Source organism: Bacillus sp. XF8 (assembly GCF_017498755.1).
GTDB lineage: Bacteria > Bacillota > Bacilli > Bacillales > Bacillaceae_G > Bacillus_A > Bacillus_A bingmayongensis.
This window is the reverse complement of sequence record NZ_JAGDQK010000020.1, coordinates 1-20,250: the sequence shown is the minus strand read 5'-3', so window position 1 is coordinate 20,250 and position 20,250 is coordinate 1. Positions and strand designations below refer to the sequence as shown.

The 20,250-nt window shown below is 35.2% G+C and carries 21 protein-coding genes and 3 pseudogenes; 2 read left to right on the top strand and 22 right to left on the bottom strand.

The genetic code is table 11. The features are described 5' to 3' along the window. Window positions 1–4 precede the first annotated feature (4 nt). From J4P91_RS13305 to J4P91_RS13245, 13 genes and pseudogenes are all read right to left on the bottom strand, one after another. Window positions 5–1,945, bottom strand: a complete 1,941-nt coding sequence (locus J4P91_RS13305; RefSeq protein ID WP_207994519.1) for an AMP-binding protein — start codon at window positions 1,943–1,945, stop codon at window positions 5–7. Between the two features lie 48 nt (window positions 1,946–1,993). After that, window positions 1,994–3,535 (bottom strand): acyl-CoA carboxylase subunit beta, encoded by a 1,542-nt coding sequence (locus J4P91_RS13300; protein WP_207994518.1) that lies wholly within the window; start codon window positions 3,533–3,535, stop codon window positions 1,994–1,996. A 2-nt stretch (window positions 3,536–3,537) separates the two neighbouring features. After that, entirely contained in the window at window positions 3,538–4,326 is a 789-nt protein-coding gene (locus J4P91_RS13295; RefSeq protein WP_207994517.1) for an enoyl-CoA hydratase, read from the bottom strand. A 4-nt stretch (window positions 4,327–4,330) separates the two neighbouring features. Next, window positions 4,331–5,242 (bottom strand): hydroxymethylglutaryl-CoA lyase, encoded by a 912-nt coding sequence (locus tag J4P91_RS13290; RefSeq protein WP_207994516.1) that lies wholly within the window; start codon window positions 5,240–5,242, stop codon window positions 4,331–4,333. A gap of 22 nt (window positions 5,243–5,264) precedes the next feature. After that, a complete protein-coding gene (locus J4P91_RS13285) occupies window positions 5,265–5,480 on the bottom strand; it encodes an acetyl-CoA carboxylase biotin carboxyl carrier protein subunit (protein ID WP_002056745.1) in 216 nt (71 codons plus the stop codon). Between the two features lie 27 nt (window positions 5,481–5,507). Then, complete coding sequence (locus tag J4P91_RS13280) at window positions 5,508–6,845, bottom strand: acetyl-CoA carboxylase biotin carboxylase subunit (protein WP_207994515.1); 1,338 nt, start codon at window positions 6,843–6,845, stop codon at window positions 5,508–5,510. Window positions 6,846–6,859: 14 nt separating this feature from the next. Next, on the bottom strand, window positions 6,860–8,005 hold the full coding sequence (locus J4P91_RS13275; RefSeq protein ID WP_017149494.1) for an acyl-CoA dehydrogenase: 1,146 nt from the start codon (window positions 8,003–8,005) through the stop codon (window positions 6,860–6,862). 215 nt (window positions 8,006–8,220) lie between these two features. Next, entirely contained in the window at window positions 8,221–9,189 is a 969-nt protein-coding gene (locus J4P91_RS13270) for a YbgA family protein (RefSeq protein ID WP_207994514.1), read from the bottom strand. A gap of 4 nt (window positions 9,190–9,193) precedes the next feature. Then, window positions 9,194–9,847 (bottom strand): TetR/AcrR family transcriptional regulator, encoded by a 654-nt coding sequence (locus J4P91_RS13265; RefSeq protein ID WP_207994513.1) that lies wholly within the window; start codon window positions 9,845–9,847, stop codon window positions 9,194–9,196. A gap of 25 nt (window positions 9,848–9,872) precedes the next feature. Beyond that, window positions 9,873–10,892 carry an ABC transporter permease gene (locus tag J4P91_RS13260; RefSeq protein ID WP_207994512.1) on the bottom strand — a complete coding sequence of 340 codons (1,020 nt, stop codon included), beginning with the start codon at window positions 10,890–10,892 and terminating at the stop codon, window positions 9,873–9,875. After that, on the bottom strand, window positions 10,889–11,614 hold the full coding sequence (locus J4P91_RS13255) for an ABC transporter ATP-binding protein (RefSeq protein ID WP_207994511.1): 726 nt from the start codon (window positions 11,612–11,614) through the stop codon (window positions 10,889–10,891). Before J4P91_RS13255 ends, J4P91_RS13260 begins: the two co-directional genes overlap by 4 nt. Window positions 11,615–11,822: 208 nt before the next feature. Then, on the bottom strand, window positions 11,823–12,074 hold the full coding sequence (locus J4P91_RS13250; RefSeq protein WP_207994510.1) for a hypothetical protein: 252 nt from the start codon (window positions 12,072–12,074) through the stop codon (window positions 11,823–11,825). Between the two features lie 647 nt (window positions 12,075–12,721). Further along, window positions 12,722–14,188, bottom strand: a pseudogene (locus J4P91_RS13245) (aminoacyl-histidine dipeptidase). Between the two features lie 235 nt (window positions 14,189–14,423). Here J4P91_RS13245 and J4P91_RS13240 point away from each other — a divergent pair. Next, entirely contained in the window at window positions 14,424–14,810 is a 387-nt protein-coding gene (locus J4P91_RS13240) for a GNAT family N-acetyltransferase (RefSeq protein WP_207994509.1), read from the top strand. Window positions 14,811–14,825: 15 nt separating this feature from the next. On the opposite strand, the gene spoIISB is transcribed toward J4P91_RS13240, so the two are convergent. The 8 genes and pseudogenes from spoIISB to J4P91_RS13200 all read right to left on the bottom strand — a co-directional run bounded on the left by spoIISB (window position 14,826) and on the right by J4P91_RS13200 (window position 19,415). Beyond that, window positions 14,826–15,002 (bottom strand): stage II sporulation protein SB, encoded by a 177-nt coding sequence (gene spoIISB, locus J4P91_RS13235; protein ID WP_207994508.1) that lies wholly within the window; start codon window positions 15,000–15,002, stop codon window positions 14,826–14,828. Window positions 15,003–15,078: 76 nt separating this feature from the next. Continuing rightward, window positions 15,079–15,207, bottom strand: a complete 129-nt coding sequence (locus tag J4P91_RS13230; protein WP_207994507.1) for a D-alanyl-D-alanine carboxypeptidase — start codon at window positions 15,205–15,207, stop codon at window positions 15,079–15,081. Between the two features lie 123 nt (window positions 15,208–15,330). After that, window positions 15,331–16,071: a type II toxin-antitoxin system SpoIISA family toxin gene (locus tag J4P91_RS13225; RefSeq protein WP_017149504.1), complete on the bottom strand. Its 741-nt coding sequence runs from the start codon at window positions 16,069–16,071 to the stop codon at window positions 15,331–15,333. A 194-nt stretch (window positions 16,072–16,265) separates the two neighbouring features. Further along, window positions 16,266–16,337: pseudogene (locus J4P91_RS13220) on the bottom strand (phosphoglycerate mutase); the annotation flags it as partial. A gap of 153 nt (window positions 16,338–16,490) precedes the next feature. Beyond that, complete coding sequence (locus J4P91_RS13215) at window positions 16,491–16,976, bottom strand: MarR family winged helix-turn-helix transcriptional regulator (RefSeq protein WP_207994506.1); 486 nt, start codon at window positions 16,974–16,976, stop codon at window positions 16,491–16,493. Window positions 16,977–17,143: 167 nt separating this feature from the next. Further along, the gene (locus tag J4P91_RS13210) at window positions 17,144–17,554 is read right to left on the bottom strand and encodes a VOC family protein (RefSeq protein WP_207994505.1); all 411 of its coding nucleotides are present in this window, start codon (window positions 17,552–17,554) and stop codon (window positions 17,144–17,146) included. A 206-nt stretch (window positions 17,555–17,760) separates the two neighbouring features. After that, entirely contained in the window at window positions 17,761–19,071 is a 1,311-nt protein-coding gene (locus J4P91_RS13205) for a DEAD/DEAH box helicase (protein ID WP_207994504.1), read from the bottom strand. Window positions 19,072–19,145: 74 nt separating this feature from the next. Beyond that, window positions 19,146–19,415, bottom strand: coding sequence for a hypothetical protein (locus J4P91_RS13200; protein WP_207994503.1), 270 nt, complete (start codon window positions 19,413–19,415; stop codon window positions 19,146–19,148). Window positions 19,416–19,606: 191 nt separating this feature from the next. Between J4P91_RS13200 and J4P91_RS13195 the strand changes: the two genes are divergently transcribed. Further along, window positions 19,607–19,936 carry a YkvA family protein gene (locus tag J4P91_RS13195; protein ID WP_207994502.1) on the top strand — a complete coding sequence of 110 codons (330 nt, stop codon included), beginning with the start codon at window positions 19,607–19,609 and terminating at the stop codon, window positions 19,934–19,936. 240 nt (window positions 19,937–20,176) lie between these two features. Here the strand turns inward: J4P91_RS13195 and J4P91_RS13190 are convergent. Next, window positions 20,177–20,250, bottom strand: a pseudogene (locus J4P91_RS13190) (glutamine amidotransferase); the annotation flags it as partial.

The following is a 20,250-nucleotide window of genomic DNA, read 5'->3' as shown; positions in this document are numbered from 1 at the left end:
ATTATTATATTTGTTTAGCTTTTAATTCCTGAATATATGAAACAACCTCTGGATTTACTAAAGAAGATAAATCACCCAATTCCTTTCCTAAATACGCCGCTTTAATTACTCGTCTCATCACTTTTGAATTGCGTGTCTTAGGCAAATCCTCTACAACATGAATATCTTTTGGACATAACGCCTTTCCAATATGTGAATTTACTAAATTCATCAACTCTTTTTTGAGTTCAATTGTAAATATTGTCCCTTCTCGTAAAACAACGAAACAGTGACAAACCTCGCCTTTCACTTCATCTGGTACACCTATTGCTGCTGCTTCTATTACATCATGATGCTTTACAAGGATTGATTCATATTCAGCTGGTCCGATACGCTTTCCAGCAATATTTAATGTATCATCAGAACGTCCTGTAATGATATATTGCTCTCCGTCATAGATTACCCAATCACCGTGTACCCACTTGTTTTCAAAACGTGACCAATACGTATTGATGTAGCGCTCGTCATCTCCCCAGAAGCTTTTCGTCATTCCAACCCATGGTTTTTCTAAACATAATTCGCCAACTTCATCACGAATTGGAATTCCTTGTTCATCTAATACCAAAGCTGCCATCCCAGGTAAAGATGCATTGAAACTAATCGGTGCAATTGGTTTAACTAAGACGTTTCCGAAGATTCCACCAGAAATTTCGGTTCCGCCTGAATAGTTACAAATTGGCACCTTTCCTTTTCCAACTGTTTCAAAGAGCCACATCCAAGGATCCGGATTCCAAGGCTCACCTGTTGAAGCAAATACCTCTAAACTTTCTAAAGAATGTTTCTGTACATTTTCATCACCTTTTGCCATCAGTGCTCGAATTAATGTTGGTGAAATTCCAAGGTGAGTAATTTGATATCGATCAACCGTTTCCCATAATCGATCTGCTTTAGGGTAGTCTGGAACACCTTCATACATTACCATTGTTGCCCCATTGATAAGAGAGCCAAATAATAAAAATGGTCCCATCATCCAGCCCATATCAGTCACCCATAACACACGGTCACCTTGCTTAATATTCATACCAAACCCTGCATCAAATGCTGATTTCAGTGGAAACCCAGCGTGCGTGTGTACCGTTCCTTTCGGCTTGCCAGTCGTCCCAGATGTATAAATGAGCATCAGTGGGTCATCACTTTTCATTTCTTCAGCATGTGAAAACGGCTTTTCTTTTTCAAGAATACTCCATGAAAGGTCATAGTTATGAGGTGTAAAATCATTTCCCGCATGACGTACAATTACAACTTTCTCAATAGATGGGCAATGTTCACACGCTTTATCTACTTCATCTTTTAAAGAGACAATTTTACCACGGCGTGAGAAACCATCAGCTGTAATAATCATTTTTGATCCTGCGGCTTGTACACGCGTCATGACTGCATCAGCTGCGAACCCAGAAAAAATTGGGGAAATAATCGCACCTATTTTCATTACTGCCAGCATGGCAACAACTGTTTCTGGTATCATCGGCATGTAAATAGTTACACGATCACCTTTTTCGATTCCAGAATGCTTTAATCCGTTTGCCACACGGCTTACCCATTCATCAATCTCTTCATATGTAAACGATTTTGTCGTTCCATTTTCTCCTTCATACATTAAGGCAGGCTGTGTTTTCGTTTCTTCATCTGCAAGCCATCGAGATAATGCAGATTCTACAACATTGCAAGTTCCCCCTGTATACCACTGTGCAAATGGCGTACCGTTTTCTAAATCTAGTACTTCTGTGTATGGTTTCATCCATTGATAGCCAACTGCACGTTCTGCTTCCCCCCAAAACCATGCGGTTTCTTCAATTGACTTGTTATAAAATGCTTCATAATCTTCATAGCCAAGCGATTTCATCCATCCATATAAGCGTGTTTTATCTTTATATTCTTCTGTTGGAAACCAAACAGCTTGTTTCAATGTTTTCCCCTCCTCATTTTTCGAACAAGAAAGCCCTTAATAGGGCTTTTATACTGGATAAACTGGATGTTTTCGATCTGTAAATACTTGATATTTACTCATGTACATTTCAAAGCGTTTTTTCAGTTCTTCACGTAAATCATTTGGATGAACAATACCATCAATTACCATTTCTGATGCTAGACGATAAATATCGATATCTTTTTTATATTCTTCACGTTTTTCAGCAATGAAGCTTGCACGCTCTTCTTCTGTTAATGCTGCGATTTTATTTGCATACACAGCATTAACAGCAGCTTCAGGTCCCATTACAGCAATGGAAGCCGTCGGCAATGCAAGGCAGCAATCCGGCTCGAAAGCTGGACCTGCCATTGCATATAGACCAGCACCATATGCTTTACGAACAACGATTGAAATTTTCGGTACTGTCGCTTCACTCATTGCAGAAATCATTTTCGCACCGTGACGAATAATGCCAGCTCTCTCAACTTTCGTTCCAATCATAAATCCAGGTACATCCGCAAGGAATAATAATGGAATATGATACGCATCACATAAATTAATAAACTTCGCTGCTTTATCGGCAGAATCGTGGAATAATACGCCGCCTTTCATGCGCGGTTGGTTTGCGACAATACCAATAGGTTTCCCATCGATTCGTCCTAACCCTGTAATAAGTTCTTGTGCAAATAATTTTTTCACTTCAAAGAAAGAACCTTCATCGATAATACGATTAATAAGATCTTTCATATTAAAAGGTGCATTTTGATTTTCTGGGATGATTTGTTCTAACGTTTTTTCGAACTGTTTTGGTTCTTGAGGCTTAGTCATAGGAGCATTTTCTTGATAGTTACTTGGAAAATATGAAATATATTGTCTTGCCTGAGCAATCGCATCTTCTTCTGTTTTACATAGTACATCTCCGCATCCTGATACGGAGCAATGCATACGAGCGCCGCCCATTTCCTCTAGTGTTACTTTTTCACCAATAACCATCTCAGCCATACGCGGAGAACCTAAATACATAGAGGCATTCCCTTCAACCATCATAACAACGTCACAGAATGCAGGAATATAAGCACCTCCAGCTGCAGAAGGGCCAAATAATAAACAAATTTGTGGCACCTTACCTGATAACTTCACTTGGTTATAAAAAATCCGACCCGCACCGCGGCGCCCTGGGAACATTTCAACTTGGTCAGTAATACGAGCACCTGCAGAATCAACAAGATAAAAAAGTGGTACACGTAACTTTTCAGCTGTTTCTTGTATGCGTAAGATTTTTTCAACAGTTCGAGAACCCCAAGACCCAGCTTTAACTGTTGAATCATTTGCCATAACGCATACAGTACGACCATGTATGTTACCAGTAGCAGTTACTACACCATCTGCTGGTAAGCCTGTTTGCTCACAATTAGCAAATAATGCGTCCTCTACATACTCACCATTATCAAATAGAAGAGCTAAGCGATCTCGAACAAAGATTTTTCCTTTTGTTTTATTTTGCTCATGATATTTTGGTGCCCCGCCTTGTTTAATTGTTTCAACACGTTCTTGAAATGAATTAGATTGTTGTTTTTGTTCTAGCACATTTACTCCCCCTTATACATCGGCTTACGTTTTTCCTGAAATGCTTGAAGTCCTTCCAAACGATCTTTCGTATGAATTACACCTTCATACGCTTGCTTCTCCATTTGTAATCCGGTATGCAAATCCACTTGTATTCCATTTGAAATTGCTTGTTTCGCTAATCGAACGGCAATTGGACCATTACTAGCAATCCTTCTAGCAAATTCAATTGCTTTTTCTTCTAATAAGTTAGCTGGTACCACAAACTCTACCATTCCATATTCCTTTGCTTCATGCGCTGAAATGCGTCTCGCTGTATAAATCAATTCTTTTGCTCGGCCAACACCAATTAGTCTTGGCAGGCGCTGCGTACCACCAGCTCCTGGGATAATAGCTAAAGATGTTTCAGTAAGTCCAAGGCTTGCTGTTTCTGCTGCAATTCTAAAATCACACGCTAAACTTAATTCGGTACCACCACCAAGTGCAATTCCATTTATTGCAGCAATAACAGGTTGTGATAATTGCTCAACCATATCCATTGTGGAGCGAATCATTCTAACTGCATGACGTACTTGCTCTTCATTCATATTGGCACGTTCTTTTAAATCAGCTCCGGCACAAAATGCTTTTTCACCATAGCCTGTTAAAATCACAACGCGAACATCAGCTTCTTCATTAATATGATTTAATGTAGATTGCAACTCTTCTAATAGTGTAAGAGACAATGAGTTTGCTTGCCGTTCACGATTTAATGTTATTTTTGCGATATGCGGTGTTACATAATTTACTGAAATGTTTTGTAATTGTAGCATCTTCTCACCTACTTATTGTTTTATGTTGCAACGCTTTATACACATGACTTGGCAATTGAATATCTAGCTTACTTTGAATAAATTGACTAGCCTTTAATAACTTTTCCTCATTTATATTTGTTTGTACGCCCATTTTATGGAGCATATGTACTAAATCATCAGTTGCAACATTACCTGATGCCCCTGGTGCATAAGGACAACCACCAAGACCACCACAAGAACTATCAAATGTCGTAACACCGTATTCTAATGACTGAACGACATTTGCAAGCGCCATTCCGTACGTATTGTGAAAATGCATTGCAAATTGAGAAGAATCATATTTTTTAAGTAAATGTTCTAATACACGCTCTACTTGTAATGGATTTGCTACACCAATCGTATCTCCAAGCGAGACTTCATAAATGCCATATGAGAAGAGTTGATTACATAACTCGTCTACAGCATCAATACTCACGTCTCCTTCATAAGGACAACCAAATACAGTAGAAACGTAACCTCTTACTCTTTTACCTGCAAATTCTGCTTGCTTTGAAATATCTTGTACGACAGATAATGCTTCTTTAATGGACTTATTAATGTTACTTTTATTATGCGACTCACTTGCTGATAGAAAAACATTCACCTCATCTATATTTTGCAAAAGAGCTCGTTCCAAACCATTTTGATTTGGAACAAGCGCAGCATAAGTAACATCTGTTTTCCTTTTTAGCTCTGTAAATACATCACTTGCATCAGCTAAAGCAGGAACCCATTTTGGGTGAACGAAAGAAGAAACTTCAATATATGATAATCCAGCTTCTGAAAGTAATTGAATCCATTTCACTTTATCTTCTGTGCCAACAATTTTCTTTTCATTTTGTAAACCATCACGTGGTCCCACTTCTTTAATGACAGCAAAAGTAGGTAGCTTCAATACATTTCACCCCTTTTTTCCACTATTCAATCTCTACCAATACATCTCCTTCATTAACAAAATCGCCCTCTTGCACATTTATTTTCATGACTGTGCCAGCTTCTTCTGAAACGATTGGAATTTCCATTTTCATAGATTCCAAAATGACGACATCCTGTTCTTCTTCTACTGTGTCTCCTACTCCCACAACAATCTTCCAAACATTACCTGCCATCGATGCATACACTTTTGTCATCATTTTTTCCCCCTTCAGTATTCATAAACCTTATTTTTTTACAAGTTGTTTTGTTACAAAACCTGTTGTATAAATGCCACTTTGGAATACTTCATCTTCTAGCACTTGCAGAAGCATTGAGGTATTTGTTTTAATACCTTCCACTTTCATTTCTTGAAGTGCATCCTGTAATTTTTCAATTGCTTCTTCACGCGTTTCTCCATGAGCAATCACTTTTGCAATCATCGGATCATAAAACGGTGTGATTGTCACATTTTTTTCCAAAAAGTGATCAATACGCACTGCATTTGGTAGAGTTAGCCCCGTAATCTTCCCAGGAGATGGGAAAAATGTCTTTGGATCTTCCGCATAAATACGCGCTTCAATGGCATGACCACTACGATTTATATCCTCCTGCGTAAAGGAAAGCTTTTCACCAGACGCAATAAGTAATTGTTGTTCAACTAAATCTAGACCGGTAATTTCTTCCGTAACAGGATGCTCCACTTGTAATCTTGTATTCATCTCTAAGAAATAGAAGTTTTTCTGATCATCTACAAGAAATTCAACAGTACCTGCATTTGTATAACCAAGAGCTTTTGCTGCTTGTACAGCAACCTCTCCCATCGCTTTACGCGTTTCTTCATCTAAAAATGGAGACGGTGCTTCTTCAATCACTTTTTGATTACGGCGTTGCACAGAGCATTCACGTTCCCATAAATACACAGTATTACCGTGTGTATCCGCAAGAAGTTGAATTTCGATATGATGTGCATCTGCAATATAACGCTCTAAGTACATTTCACCATTACCAAAAAAGTTTTGCGCGCGCGTTTTATTGCTCTCAAATGCCTTGGTGAGCGTTTGCTCAGTTTCCATCAACTGCATTCCAATGCCTCCGCCGCCCGCGGATGCCTTGAGCATTAATGGATAACCAATTTGTTTTGCAATTTCAATCGCTTCCTCAGCAGTCTCAATATTCGTTGTGATTCCTGGTACAACTGGAACATTTGCTTCTTGCATTGCCAGACGTGATTCGATTTTACTACCCATCTTTGCAATGATTTCTTCAGAAGGACCGATAAATACAATTCCTTCTTCTTTACAGCGAATCGCGAAGGAAGGATTTTCTGACAGTAATCCATACCCTGGGTGAATCGCCTCTACATTCGTTTTCTTTGCAATCTCGATGATTTTTTCAAGGTTTAAATAACTCTCTTGAACACGTGGACCACCTACCACATAAGCCTCATTTGCTAACTTTACATGAAGCGCATTTTCATCTGCCTCTGAATAAATAGCAACTGTACGAATTCCAAGTTTTTGACAAGTTTTAATAATACGAACTGCAATTTCTCCACGATTAGCAATTAATATTTTTTGAAACATAGTGAGTCCTCCTTTTATCTACACCCTAAATGTCTTGCAATTACGAGACGTTGAATTTCAGAAGTTCCTTCACCAATTTCTAAAAGTTTCGCATCACGAATATGACGCTCTACTTCATATTCACGCATATAACCATATCCACCGTGAATTTGCACTGCTTGATTCGCAATACGGCTTGCTGCTTCAGATGCAAATAATTTTGCCATAGCCGCTTCTTTACCGAAAGGTTTATCATGATCTTTTAACCAGGCTGCTTTATGTACTAAATTACGCGCCAATTCCACTTCAGTAGCCATATCTGCCAGTTTAAATTGAATCGCTTGGAAATTAGAAATCGTTTTTCCAAATTGCTGGCGCTCTTTTGCATATTGAAGTGCACGCTCAAAAGCAGACTGTGCAATCCCTACAGCTAATGCTGCGATTGAAATCCGGCCTCCATCAAGTGTATATAAGAATTGCTTAAATCCTTTATTTACATCACCAAGAATATTCTCTTTCGGTACACGAACGCTATCAAGTACGATTTCACAAGTATTAGAGGCACGAACACCCATCTTATCGTATGGACTTGAAATCGTTAATCCCTCACTTGTTGTTGGTACAATAAATGCAGAAATACGTTTTTTTCCATTTTCTTCGACACCGTTGACAGCGGTTACAATAATTGTATTTGCATACTCTGCATTTGTAATCCAACACTTCTCACCGCTAATCACATATTCATCGCCATCTAAAAACGCTTTTGTTTGTGTTCCACCTGCATCGGATCCAGCGTTCGGCTCTGTTAAACCAAATGCACCTAATGTTTTTCCAGATGCCATTGGAACTAAATACTTCTGCTTTTGTTCTTCTGTACCAAAGTAATAAATTGGCGAAGCACCTAATGAAATTGTTGCAGCATAACTTAAACCTGTACCGCCACAAGCACGGCCAATTTCTTCAACAGCTAACGCATACGATAGAGTATCGCCGCCAGAACCTCCATACTCTTCTGGGAATGGGATTCCTAATAGTCCTAGTTCGCCCATTTTTTGAAATGTTTCGTATGGAAATTCAGCTGTTTTGTCATAATACACAGCTTTTGGTGCAATTTCCTTTTCAGCAAAGTCACGTACCATTTCTTTAATCATTTGTTTTTCGCGAGTTAGAGTAAATTCCATTCCGCTACACACTCCTTATCGAATATTGAGTTTCGACAGCGTGCGAGTCTGTACTACAAACATTGCTTTTCAAAAGACAAGATTATTAGTTAGATAATTGTTATAATTCTGTCATAATTTAATTTTAAAACAGATTCTGTACTCATGCACAAAAAAATTCCTACATTGTTCTACAACAACGTAGGAATTTTCATGTCGAATTATGCGATTTTTCTTTAATAATCTCTTCCTTTACCTGAATCTGATATTTCTACTAATGCTTCAGGATATGGTTCAAAATATGTTTGTCTTAACAAATAGTGCTCTTCAAAACGAAAGACCCACGACTTTAAAACGACAAGTAAACTACTAAGAGGTATTTTCTTATCTGCATATTTTTGAAGCAACGTTAAAAAATACTCTTTTTCTTGCTTTTTTAACTTACTTTTAAAGTATCCAAAAATGTGCTGGCATACGTTTATATTTGATGTATAGCGAGGTGTTCGCTTCAATAATTCATATAAGGTTTCCTCATAATTGTCAAAGATATTTTCAATATTATCCTTTGTATGATTCGCAATAATTCGGCCTAATTCCTTCTGTTTCACCTGATTATATGCCATAAATAAATATTTGTGATCTGACTGAAATGATACTAATTCTTTCAAAGCTTTATTCTGTTTAATTGTTTTAAAGTGAGCGATTGTAAACAACCTCGTAAAGAAATGCTCACGAATAATAAAATTCGACAATCTACCTTCTTCTTCTATCGCAACATGCGAAAATTTTTTTAGTACGGCACTACCAAATAGACCTGCACCTTTCCCTTTTGCTGGTGATTTTTCATATCCCGTATAAATTTTCACATCTCTAGTTCCACAACTCGGAGAACGATTCTTTAAAATAAAACCATCAACTTCCGGTAAAGTACTTAAAAATTGATCAGAAAACCGTTGCATTTTCTCTGTCACATCTTCTCTTGTTGAAGGCTGTACAAGCTTAGGAACTCCACTATCTTCGACAATTCGAATGGTTTCGCGTGGAATTCCTAATCCAATTTCCACTTCAGGACATACGGGAATAAACGTAACAAACGGCTGTAAGTTTCGAATTGTAACATCAGGAATCATATCTCCATTATAACGACAAGCATCAAATTCTAGACATTTACTGACAACAACTGTCGGCTTAGCAAATTGTCGCATTTTATTACCTCCGAGGCGTTAATCCATACAAAATAAATTGAATTGTATTTTCGATTTCCACTTCATCATCCCATTTTTCTTCGGGTAGCAATAAAAATCGAGTTAAAATCAAGCCCATTATAACTGATAAAGTAAAACGTATAACTGAAGGTGTCGGCATTTCAATAATTTGCCCTTGTTGTTGAAAATACACAATTAATTTTTTAAAGCGGGAAAAAAGTTCCTCCTCTACTAATTGTTGTATTTCATTTTTTAATTCTGGTTGAAACGGTACTTCTTGCATTAAAATTTTTAACATTGGAAAATGTTTTTTAGCGAACTCAAACCGATTTCGAATCGCCACTCTTAAAAACTCTTCATAAGATTTGTACGTATTTTCAAGTACTTCTTTTGCAAAAGCTTGTACAAAAAATGGTGCAGCGAACTTTGTTAATGTAGGCATGACAACCGCTAATAGTAAATCTTTTTTCGTTTTATAGTAGCGGAAGATCGTTCCCTCCGCTACACCAGCACGCTTTGCAATCTCACTCGTTGAAGTGGATGCATATCCTTTCTCTCCAAACATATCAACCGCTGCTTCTAATATACGCATCTGCCGTTCATTACGCTTATCTGTATCCGTAGCAGCGATCAACTCCTCTAACCAATCTTTTTTCATTCAGAATGCCCCTTTTTTATAAACATTATATTCTGCGATGTTTCTTTAAAGCAAATACATTTCCTACCGCAAATAATAGCGCAAAAAGAAGTAACACACCAAGATCTCCTGCAATTTCAGTAAATCCTTGATTACGAATCATCACTTGTCTCATCGCATCAGCACCATATGTGAGCGGAAATAGCTTTCCAAGCATTTGTAGCCACTTATTCATTGATTCCATTGGAAACAAACCTGAAAAGAAAATTTGCGGTACGATGACTAGCGGAATAAACTGAATCATTTGGAATTCATTATTCGCATATGCTGATAAAAATGTTCCTAATGTTAATGCTGTTAATGAAAGCATACATGTAATCAGTAATGTAAGCCACGGAGATCCTGCTACATATAAATCAAGAATATAAACAGAGAAACTTACAATGATAACAGATTGTAAAAACGCAAAAATACCAAATCCGAGTATATAACCTACAACAATTTCCCATCTTCGCACTGGGGTGGATAAAAGTCTTTCCAACGTTCCACTTAACCGCTCACGTACAAAAGATACACCTGATAAAATAAAGACAAAGAAAAATGTAAAGAAACCAATTAATACAGGCCCAAGTCCATCAAACATTGTAAAGTCTGCAGATCCATGTAAAAAATCAATTTCTGGTTTCATACCAGGCATTTCATTTTTTTCGGTGCCCTTTTGTAATACTTGTAGCACGGCACGATTTTTCGAAGAGTCACTACCTTCTAATAATACGTTTACTTTTCCATTTTCTAAAGTTATAATCGCATCTATTTTTTGCTTTTCTAATTTAGAATGCGCATTGTCTTTACTATACTTATAAATTGTTGCATCTTGTTTTTTCATTGCCTCCACAACAGGTGTTGGAACATCTACTAGCGCAATATGAGGTGTATAATCCTTCTGAGTAAACACAAGCGATAATAACCAAAGGAGTAACATCGGAGCTCCAAACATCATCGCAAGTGATCGTTTATCTCGAAAAAACTGACGAATAATACGAATAACTACACCACCAATTCTCATGATTCAATCGCTCCTTCCAATAGAAAGACATCTTCAATCCGTCCTGATGAAGTTCGATCTTTTAAGTCATTTGGTGTTCCCGTCGCAATTAACTTACCATCTCTAATTAATCCAAGACGTTCACAAAATTCCGCTTCATCCATAATATGTGTTGTCACAATAATCGTTGTTCCTTGTTTTTTGAGCTCATAAAATTTCTCCCAAATAGATTTACGAAGAACTGGATCAATTCCAACAGTTGGTTCATCTAAAATCAATAACTTTGGCTCATGTAAAAGTGCTATTGCAAGTGATAAACGTTTCTTCATTCCACCTGAAAAATGTTGTACTTGTTTTTTGGCATGCTGTGATAATTGAACTAATGAAAATACTTCTTCTATTCTCTCTTTCTTATGCTTTCCCTTTAATCCGTACATCGTTGCAATAAAATCTGCATTCTCATAAGCTGATAACTCCTCATACAGCGCATCTGCTTGTGCCATGTAGCCAATATGCTTCATCTCATCTAAATTAGGCATTTTCGTTCCTAAAACTGTTACATCACCTAAAGTTGCTTCACTAATACCGGCAATCATCTTAATAAGTGTCGTTTTTCCAGATCCGGATGGACCCACAAGACCAAAAATCTCTGTGTCTGCTACAAATAATGAAATATTGTGCAGTACTTCTTTCTTCCCAAAATGCTTTGATACATCTTGTAAAATGACTGAAGATCGTTGCAATATAATCCCCCCTTAAAATGAGTGAGTACTCACTTTTATTTTACTCTTGAAGTATTATATGTCAAACTTTATTTAAAAGTCTTATTTCCTAACCTTTTAAAAACAAATACCTTTCGGGCTTTTGCGGGATAAAACAATGAAACAGAGTCGACGATAGAATGAATTTCTCATTGCCGACTCTGTTTCATTTTAAAACATTATTTTTTAGCTATGTCTCTAAATTTAAATACTTTCTAATCCTAGCAAGGTCAAAAGAATACTCAATTACTAATTGCTGTATAGGCAAAATAACTTTTTCAGGATACAAGTGCGCATATTTCAATGTTTCTGTATATTTTTCTAACCTTTTTTCTAAATACTTTACAATTTGTTCAGGGTGATTCACCAATAAACACTGACTATAATAATGAATTTGTTCTTCAATTGCTGTGTATTCCTCAATTTCAAATTCTTTATGCATGTGTACACTCCTTTATAAAAAGTTTTTTATATGCACAAACCATAAACATTCTAATTCAATTAAAAACTGAGTATTTTAATTATTTACACTATAACAAAGAAAGGCCGTCAAAATTTGTTAGTTTATGTAGTGTAGAACAAATTTAACAAAATTGTAATGGATACTTGTACTTTGTAGTACAACTTAATTCAACTGTACGACTGCAATTTCTGATCTATTGAAAATTCTTTGAACTGAGAAGGTATTTTACTAGATGTTATTACTATTTTACTTACACTTAATAAATTATTTTGTAAATATGAGAATGTACTCACTCCTATTGCTAACGCACTTATAATGAATAATCTTTTATATCCTTTTTTCATATTTTTTCCCTTATAAAAGTTCTATTACATATATTTTTAGCACTTCTTTTTAATCACATCATTAAGATTTTATCAAATAGTGTATTTTTTAAATTTTTCATTTCTTCTTTCAATACAGTACATGAAATTATCGTTCTCAAATTCCATCCACTTTAATTAAAATTACAAATATCCTCTTCATCTTATTGATTTTATCTGTATACAAATTTCTATGTGTTTGCCATCCTAATACAATAAAAAACTACCTAAGGAAATCTTAGGCAGTTCAATTAATTTATATATTTATGCTAATGTTTTCGTTTCTCTCATAACATCAACGAAATATCCCCAGTTATTCACAACTGAAGAAATACTAATATGCTCATCTGGTGTATGAACGTTGAAAATATCTGGTCCAAATGAGATCGCATCTAATTCAGGCATTTTTTGAACAAATACACTACATTCGATACCAGCGTGTACCGCAAATATTTCAGCATCTTTGTTATATTTTTCTTTATGCACTTTTTCAAACAAATCACGAATTGGTGAATTTGGATTGTATGGCCATTCTGGATACTCTGATTCCTTCTCAAACTTTGCTCCAACTAATTCTGCGATATACTTAATTTCATTCGTAATGTGCTGTTTTAAACTGCTTACAGAGCTCCTTACTTCATTTCTTAATTTAATTTCATTATGTAACGTTTCAATAACACCTAAGTTTGTTGAGCTTTCTACAAGTCCATTAATATCCATGCTCATGCTTTGAATGCCATTTGGAATCAAGAATAAAGAAGAAATAAGTTGTTTCTGTGTTTCTGCTGCAAATACTTTTTCTACTTTTTCTTCTAATTTTGTAAGAGAAACATGTACATCAGGATCTACAGCACGTAGCTCGTTTTGGAAAATGCGTGTCCATTCTGTCACTTTCTCTTCTACCTTTTGTACATTATTTACAGATAATAAAATTGTTGCTACACTTTCACGCGGAATTGCATTTGTTTTTAATCCACCATGAACTTCACTCATGTTAAATGAGATTTCCTTTGATAAATCATGAAGAACGCGACCTAAAACTTTATTGGCATTTCCTCGTTGTTTATTAATTTCCATACCAGAATGGCCACCTTTTAGGCCCCCAACATATAAACGATATACTTCTAGTTCAACAGGCACTTCTTCTCAAACAACAGGAATCGTTTCAACAGCTTTTGCTCCGCCTGCACTGCTCACTAATAATTTATGATCTTCTTCAGAATCAATATTAATAAATATTTTTCCATCAAAGTGCTTCGAATCAACAGCAAAAGCACCACCCATTGTTGTTTCTTCTTCTGTTGTAATAACAACTTCAAGAGCTGGATGCGGAATATCTGTTGAATCTAATAGTGCTAATGCATATGCAACCGCAATACCATTATCTGCACCTAAAGTCGTTTGGTTTGCATACAACATGTCTCCATCAATTCGTAACTCAATTGGATCCTTTTCAAAATCATGAACTGTTGCTTGGTTCTTCTCGCAAACCATGTCCATATGGCCTTGAATAATAATTGCAGGAACATTTTCATAGCCAGCAGTTGCTGACTTTTTAATAATTACGTTTAAAGCTTCATCCTGTATCACTTCTAGATTACGACCTTTTGCAAATTTCACTAAGAAATCACTAATTTCTTTTTCATTTCCAGATCCTCTTGGAATCTTTGAAATTTCTGCAAAATGATAAAATACAGGGTGCTTTGTTAATTGTTCTAAATTAGAATACATTTTTAAGCTCCTCTCTTACATATAATTCATTGAATAAAAGTTCATTTTAATTCATTCTTCTCCTTACTATTATACCACGCTTCATCGTTTCAATTTTTATTAATGTTTTGAACCTTCCCTGCTCTACTTATCAAAACTATTTTCTATTTAACTCTTAAAGTGTTCTTCGTGTAATTACTTTCGAAATGTTAGTATAAATTAACACATTAAATTTTCAATTTTAAGGAGAATGTATATGCATTTTACAGAGGAGCTCCCTTGTCCTGAGCATATTTTCGATTTGTATGATTCTGTCGGCTGGAATGATTACCTGAAGTTATCAAAAGAACAATTATTTAAAGCTACTGCTCAAAGCACTTTTGTAGTATCTGCCTATGACAAAAATCAATTAATAGGTACAGGGCGCGTCATTTCAGATGGAGCAATCAATGCTTATCTTTGTGGCTTAGTCGTCCATCCACTATACCAGAATCAAGGAATAGGTAGAAAAATAATTGAGAAGTTGGTAGTGAAGTGTCAACAAACGAATCTTCATTTACAATTACTTTGTACAGAGGAAAATGTTCCCTACTATGAGAAACTAGATTTTAAGGAATTTGCGACAGGAATGAAGAAGAAATAAAAAAAGAAAATGCTTTTATACATTTTCTTTCAATTTTTTCCCTTGTATATATTTTGATGCATCACCATTCATGAGCTTTTCTAGTCGATTAATATTTTCCGTTAATGCACCTTTCACAAGAGAGAAATCTGTATTCGGTGCTTCTTTTTTTTCCTTAAAAAAAGAAAGTTTTTGTTGTTTCATTTCTTGCATTTTTTCCTCCCCCTTTTTTAAAAAAGATACAATCTTTCTCACTTAATTATATCCCAAATATAAACCAGACGCACTTCTATCCTTTTCTTTTTAATTCTTCTTCTAAATCTTCTACTTGCCGCATTGTATCTCCTTTAATTAAAGAAAAATCTGTTGTATCCTCAGCTTCTTCTTTAAAGAATTCATTACTATACTCTTTTTCCACTACAATCACCTCTACGTGCTAGTGTAGGAATGATTGTCCGATTTTATTCAACTTTTGTCCGATTAACTCGGAATTTGTTCTAAATTATGTATTGGAGAAAAGGACAGAATTCATATTCTGTCCTTACTTCCTAAAATAACTATGATGAATCGTTAAATTATATACATTTTCAAAATCTCGATCTTGAAGATTGTTCTTTTGACCATCAATAACAATACAAACATCTTTTACTATTTTTGCAGGTATGATACCGACATTTTCAACTTGCACCGCTTTTTGTTCATTTAACTGCTCTATATGTTCTAAAGGTACTGTAATACTAAATTGAGAGCGGATACCACGGAAATTCGTATTCAATTCATCTGCTGTCACAAATACAACGATTTTCGCTCCAATTTTTTCAGCGTACGTATCAAGAAATGCATTTAAACTTTGTGCATACTCAGCCTCTGCCCGCCACTCCATCGTACCAAATGCTGCGGGATTTACATTTTGAATAATTGTAGTATAAATCTCTCCTCGTGCTTTCGAAGCAATTAGTGAGCGTTTAATGGATTGAACGGTCTTTCCGATATCACTAAATTTCGCACCCCATATTTCTGAAATGTTTGGAGTTAAAATAAATGCAATATCAACAAATATCACCATCGCAACGAACAGTAAAATATTTTTCCAGAGGGTCAAATCAATTCCTTTCATCATGAAATAAATTGTAACCGATGTAATAAACACACCATACCATGTTTTTCGAATAAGTTGCTTTTTCTCTTCGTACAGTTCTTCATTTTTCCAATAAAAGAAAATAAGAAATAAAAAAACTAGTACGAGAAAAAACAAACCAATTCGAATGTTAGAGACTGTCAATCACATCACCCTCCATTCAAAAACTTCTCACGATATCATTACATGCTCACTTCACTCTCATTATGACAAAAGACATGGACAACCTTCTAAAGTAAGCTACATTGCATATACTAAAAAGGAACCCACGTCTTTTATAATGAATCTACATTGTATATGTAGACAAGCATGCATTTCAAATTTCCACAAATATTTTTTTATAAAGATATATGTTTTGGAATTACGCCTTCAGGTACTTCTCCGTCCATACTTAAATAGTAATGACGAATAATAACGATTTAAATTTTACAATACGTACACATCATAAAGTATTTGGTAATGTTCATTTTTTATCTATGTATTCTATGATCCACTCATAGTTGCCAAAATACATGGATAAAATCAATTCTTTTTCAAACTCTAAAAACAGAAAAATTATTTACTTACTCATTTTGATCAACTGGCTCTTCACGCTTAGATAACCATGCATCAAAACCTAAGCGGCTATTTGCTAGTTCCGTCATAACTTGATGCCAATTTTCTTCGCATGTTTCACCAAATTTTGAAAAAATACTTCCCATTTGCTTTCTTTGCACATCGCTTAATTTTTTCTCTAGCTCTGCTCCTTCTTTGGTTAGGACAAGCTGTTTCACGCGACGATCATGTTCTGCTTCATTGCTTTCAATAAGCCCCTTTTCGAGAAGCTGACGAAGTGGTCCGTGAAGAGCTTGTTTACTTATTTCTAACAGAGATAACAATTCATTTATACTGAGCCCTGGAAAACGAGCAATAAAAAATAAAATTCGATGATGCACTCGCTGTATACCATATTTTTTTATAATCTCATCTGGTTTTTCTGTAAATGTTTTGTATGCAAAATAAAACAGTGCGAGCGCCTGATTCATTTGTTCTTCTTTGTGCTGTGTCATCTACTTTCCCCCTATATGTAAATTATACCACAATTTATTTCTGAAATATTAAATCAACCGTTTTGACTTAATAAAGGGGATTCCGCTTAAACTTATTAGTAGCACTATGAATAAAAAAACGTATTACTCATTAAATTGAGAATACGCTTTTATTTACTAATATATACCTAGTTTTCAGAAAGGTTTAACTGCCAAGAAACACCATACTTATCATTTAGCCAACCGAATTTCTTGCTGAATGGATAAGCTGTAAGTGGCATTAAAACTTCTCCTTCTTGCGCTAACTTATTAAAAACTTCAGCAATCTCTTCCTCTGTATCACAATTTACATATAACGACATCGAAGGAGTAAATGTAAACTCATGCTTCACATAACTATCGATACACATAAACTCTTGTCCATTTAATGTGAATGTAGCATGCATTACAGTTCCTTCTTTGCCTGGTCCATTTGCATCGTAACGAGAAATATTTATAATTTCCGACTGATCAAATAAAGAAGTATATAAATTCATTGCTTCCTCTGCATTGCCTTCAAACATTAAAAAAGTAGTAATTTTTTGTTTTAAATTCTTCACTTAGAAACAGCTCCTTTTATGTAGATACACATGAAATTGTTAGTCCCTCAGTAAACGGAACATACATTCTTATAATTGTATTTTCCTCAAAAGATACTAAGTTGTCAACTTATAATAACTTCTAAGTTTTGAGAGAATAACAAAATAAAAAAGTCGTTCCCTTCTTTAAAGGAAAACGACTTTTCACTATTAATACTTACTCTATATTAACGACTGCGTCTTTGCTGACCTTGCTTTGTATCACTTTTCTTTTTACTTGATTTATCAAATGATCGTTGTTTTTCATTTTTGGATCCTTCACGATTATCTCTTTGACGATATTGTCCCGTTTTCTTTGGTTTCCTTGTGTGTTCTTTTTTCTTTTGCTCATTTTTTACAGGTGCTTGATTTGCAGGCAACTCCAATTCTTGTCTTTGCAGCGTTGTACCAATGCCTTTTTCAATCTCTTTTAAATGCATTTCATCTTTCGGTGCAACGAATGTAATTGCAAGTCCTGATCCACCAGCACGTCCAGTTCGTCCAATTCGGTGTATATAGCTCTCTACATCTTCAGGTATATCGTAGTTAAATACATGCGTTACACCTTCTACATCTAATCCACGAGCAGCTACATCTGTTGCGATTAAGTATTGAATTTTTGCATCGCGGAAACTTTTCATCACTCGTTCACGTTTCCCTTGCGATAAATCACCATGAAGTTCATCGCAGTTATAACCATATCCTTTTAAATCATCATATAATTTACTTGCTCTACGCTTTGTACGACAAAAAATAACAGCTAAAAACGGCTGATCACGGTCCATCACATGGCGCAGCGCATCTTGCTTTGCACGGTCTGTCGTTTCAATTACACGTTGCTTAATATTATTCACCGTTACCTCTTCGCTTTGAATTTGAATCATCTCAGGTTCTTTCATATAGCGCTTCGCAAGCTTTTTAATATCTTTTGGCATCGTTGCCGAGAATAACATCGTTTGTTTACTCTCAGGTGTTTCTTCTAAAATGTCTTCTATATCGTATAAAAAGCCGAAATGAAGCATTTGATCCGCTTCATCTAACACAAGCATAGAAACATTTGATAATACAATCGTTTCACGACGTAAATGGTCTAATAAACGTCCTGGCGTTGCTACAACAATGTGTGTATTTCCTTTTAGTTTTCTCATTTGCTGCGCTACATCTTGACCACCATATATCGCAAGAACATTGATATCTTCTTTATAAACAAGCATCTTTTCAATTTCAGTTGTAATCTGCAGTGCTAATTCTCTAGTTGGTGCAACGATTAAAGCTTGTATATCACTTGATTCGGGATCAATTTTTTCTAAAATTGGTAAAACAAAAGCAAGAGTCTTTCCTGTTCCTGTTTTTGCCTGACCAATTATATCTTTTCCAGCCATAACAACTGGGATTGCTTTCTCTTGGATTGGCGTTGCTTCAGCAATCCCAGTTTCACGTAGTGTATGATTAAATGTTTCACTAATTCCTAATTCTAAAAAGTTTTTCAAACAGATCACTTCTTTTCCTTATTTTTCACATTAAGTTTATATTGTACCATTTGTTTCACTAAATATGAAAAATAAGATAATTCTTATCTCCTTTTTTCATACTCGCTATGAATGAATTGGATCAGTTCTTTCTGTTTCTCTATTGATTTTGGTTGCAATTTCATAATAGCAGGCGACAAAATAAATTTCTTGATTTTTCGATTGTTCCAAATCAAACTTGTATACCTTGAATCTTCATGTAATTTCCGAAACCATTCTTGTTCGCTTAGTTTCGCAATATGATGCTTTAACTTCACATCAGCCCTTGGATAAAACAATATAATATCTGCTATTACATCAAACAATCCCCACATGTTCCCCCTCCTATCCTCTTCCTTTTTTATTCTTATGAAAATTAACAACAAGAAATATATGGTAAAGAAGGTTATTTTATCGATTATTTGTCTATCCTTTTAAAAACTCTATCCTTTTAAATATTTTTTACATAATACTGAATATGCTTGTACAAAATTAACGAAAAAAAGACGAGATGAGGAGTGCTTGTATGGAGAAGCAGAAACTATGGAGAAAATTAAAGAACGGTGCAACAAAGTTAGGTAAGTCCGGTGTATATGAGAGTATTATTTTATATTACACCTTAAAAAAGAACGGGCTGCCTGCTAAAGCCAAGATGATTATATTAATTGCGCTATCTTATTACGTATGGTCAATAGATTTCATTCCGGATTTAGCGGCTATTATTGGAATTGGCCTGTTAGATGACGTTATAGCAATTGCCTGGGCACACAGATATATCATGGTACATACAGATGCCGAAATTCGAGAAAAAGGAAAAATGAAAATGGAATCCTTATTTGGCTCAGCACATGCATGATACACAAAATAATAAAGACGGTCTTCATATATTATTGAAAGCAAAAAATAAGCTATTATACCTTGGTTTGTAAAGGGATTAAATATAATGTTACACATTATATAGAGAAAAAAGAAAAGGATAAATAATACAGGTGACCTCATTTACTACTACAACATATGAAATTTACTGCAATGCATTTCTGGCTAACAATTCACTTGAATTAAACTAATATAAAACTGCTCAGTTGATTTTTTTAGCTCATCTATTTATTGAATTCATTAACTGGAAGAAGTATTCAGGTTTATGAGTCTTATTTAGGTTATACCATGAAT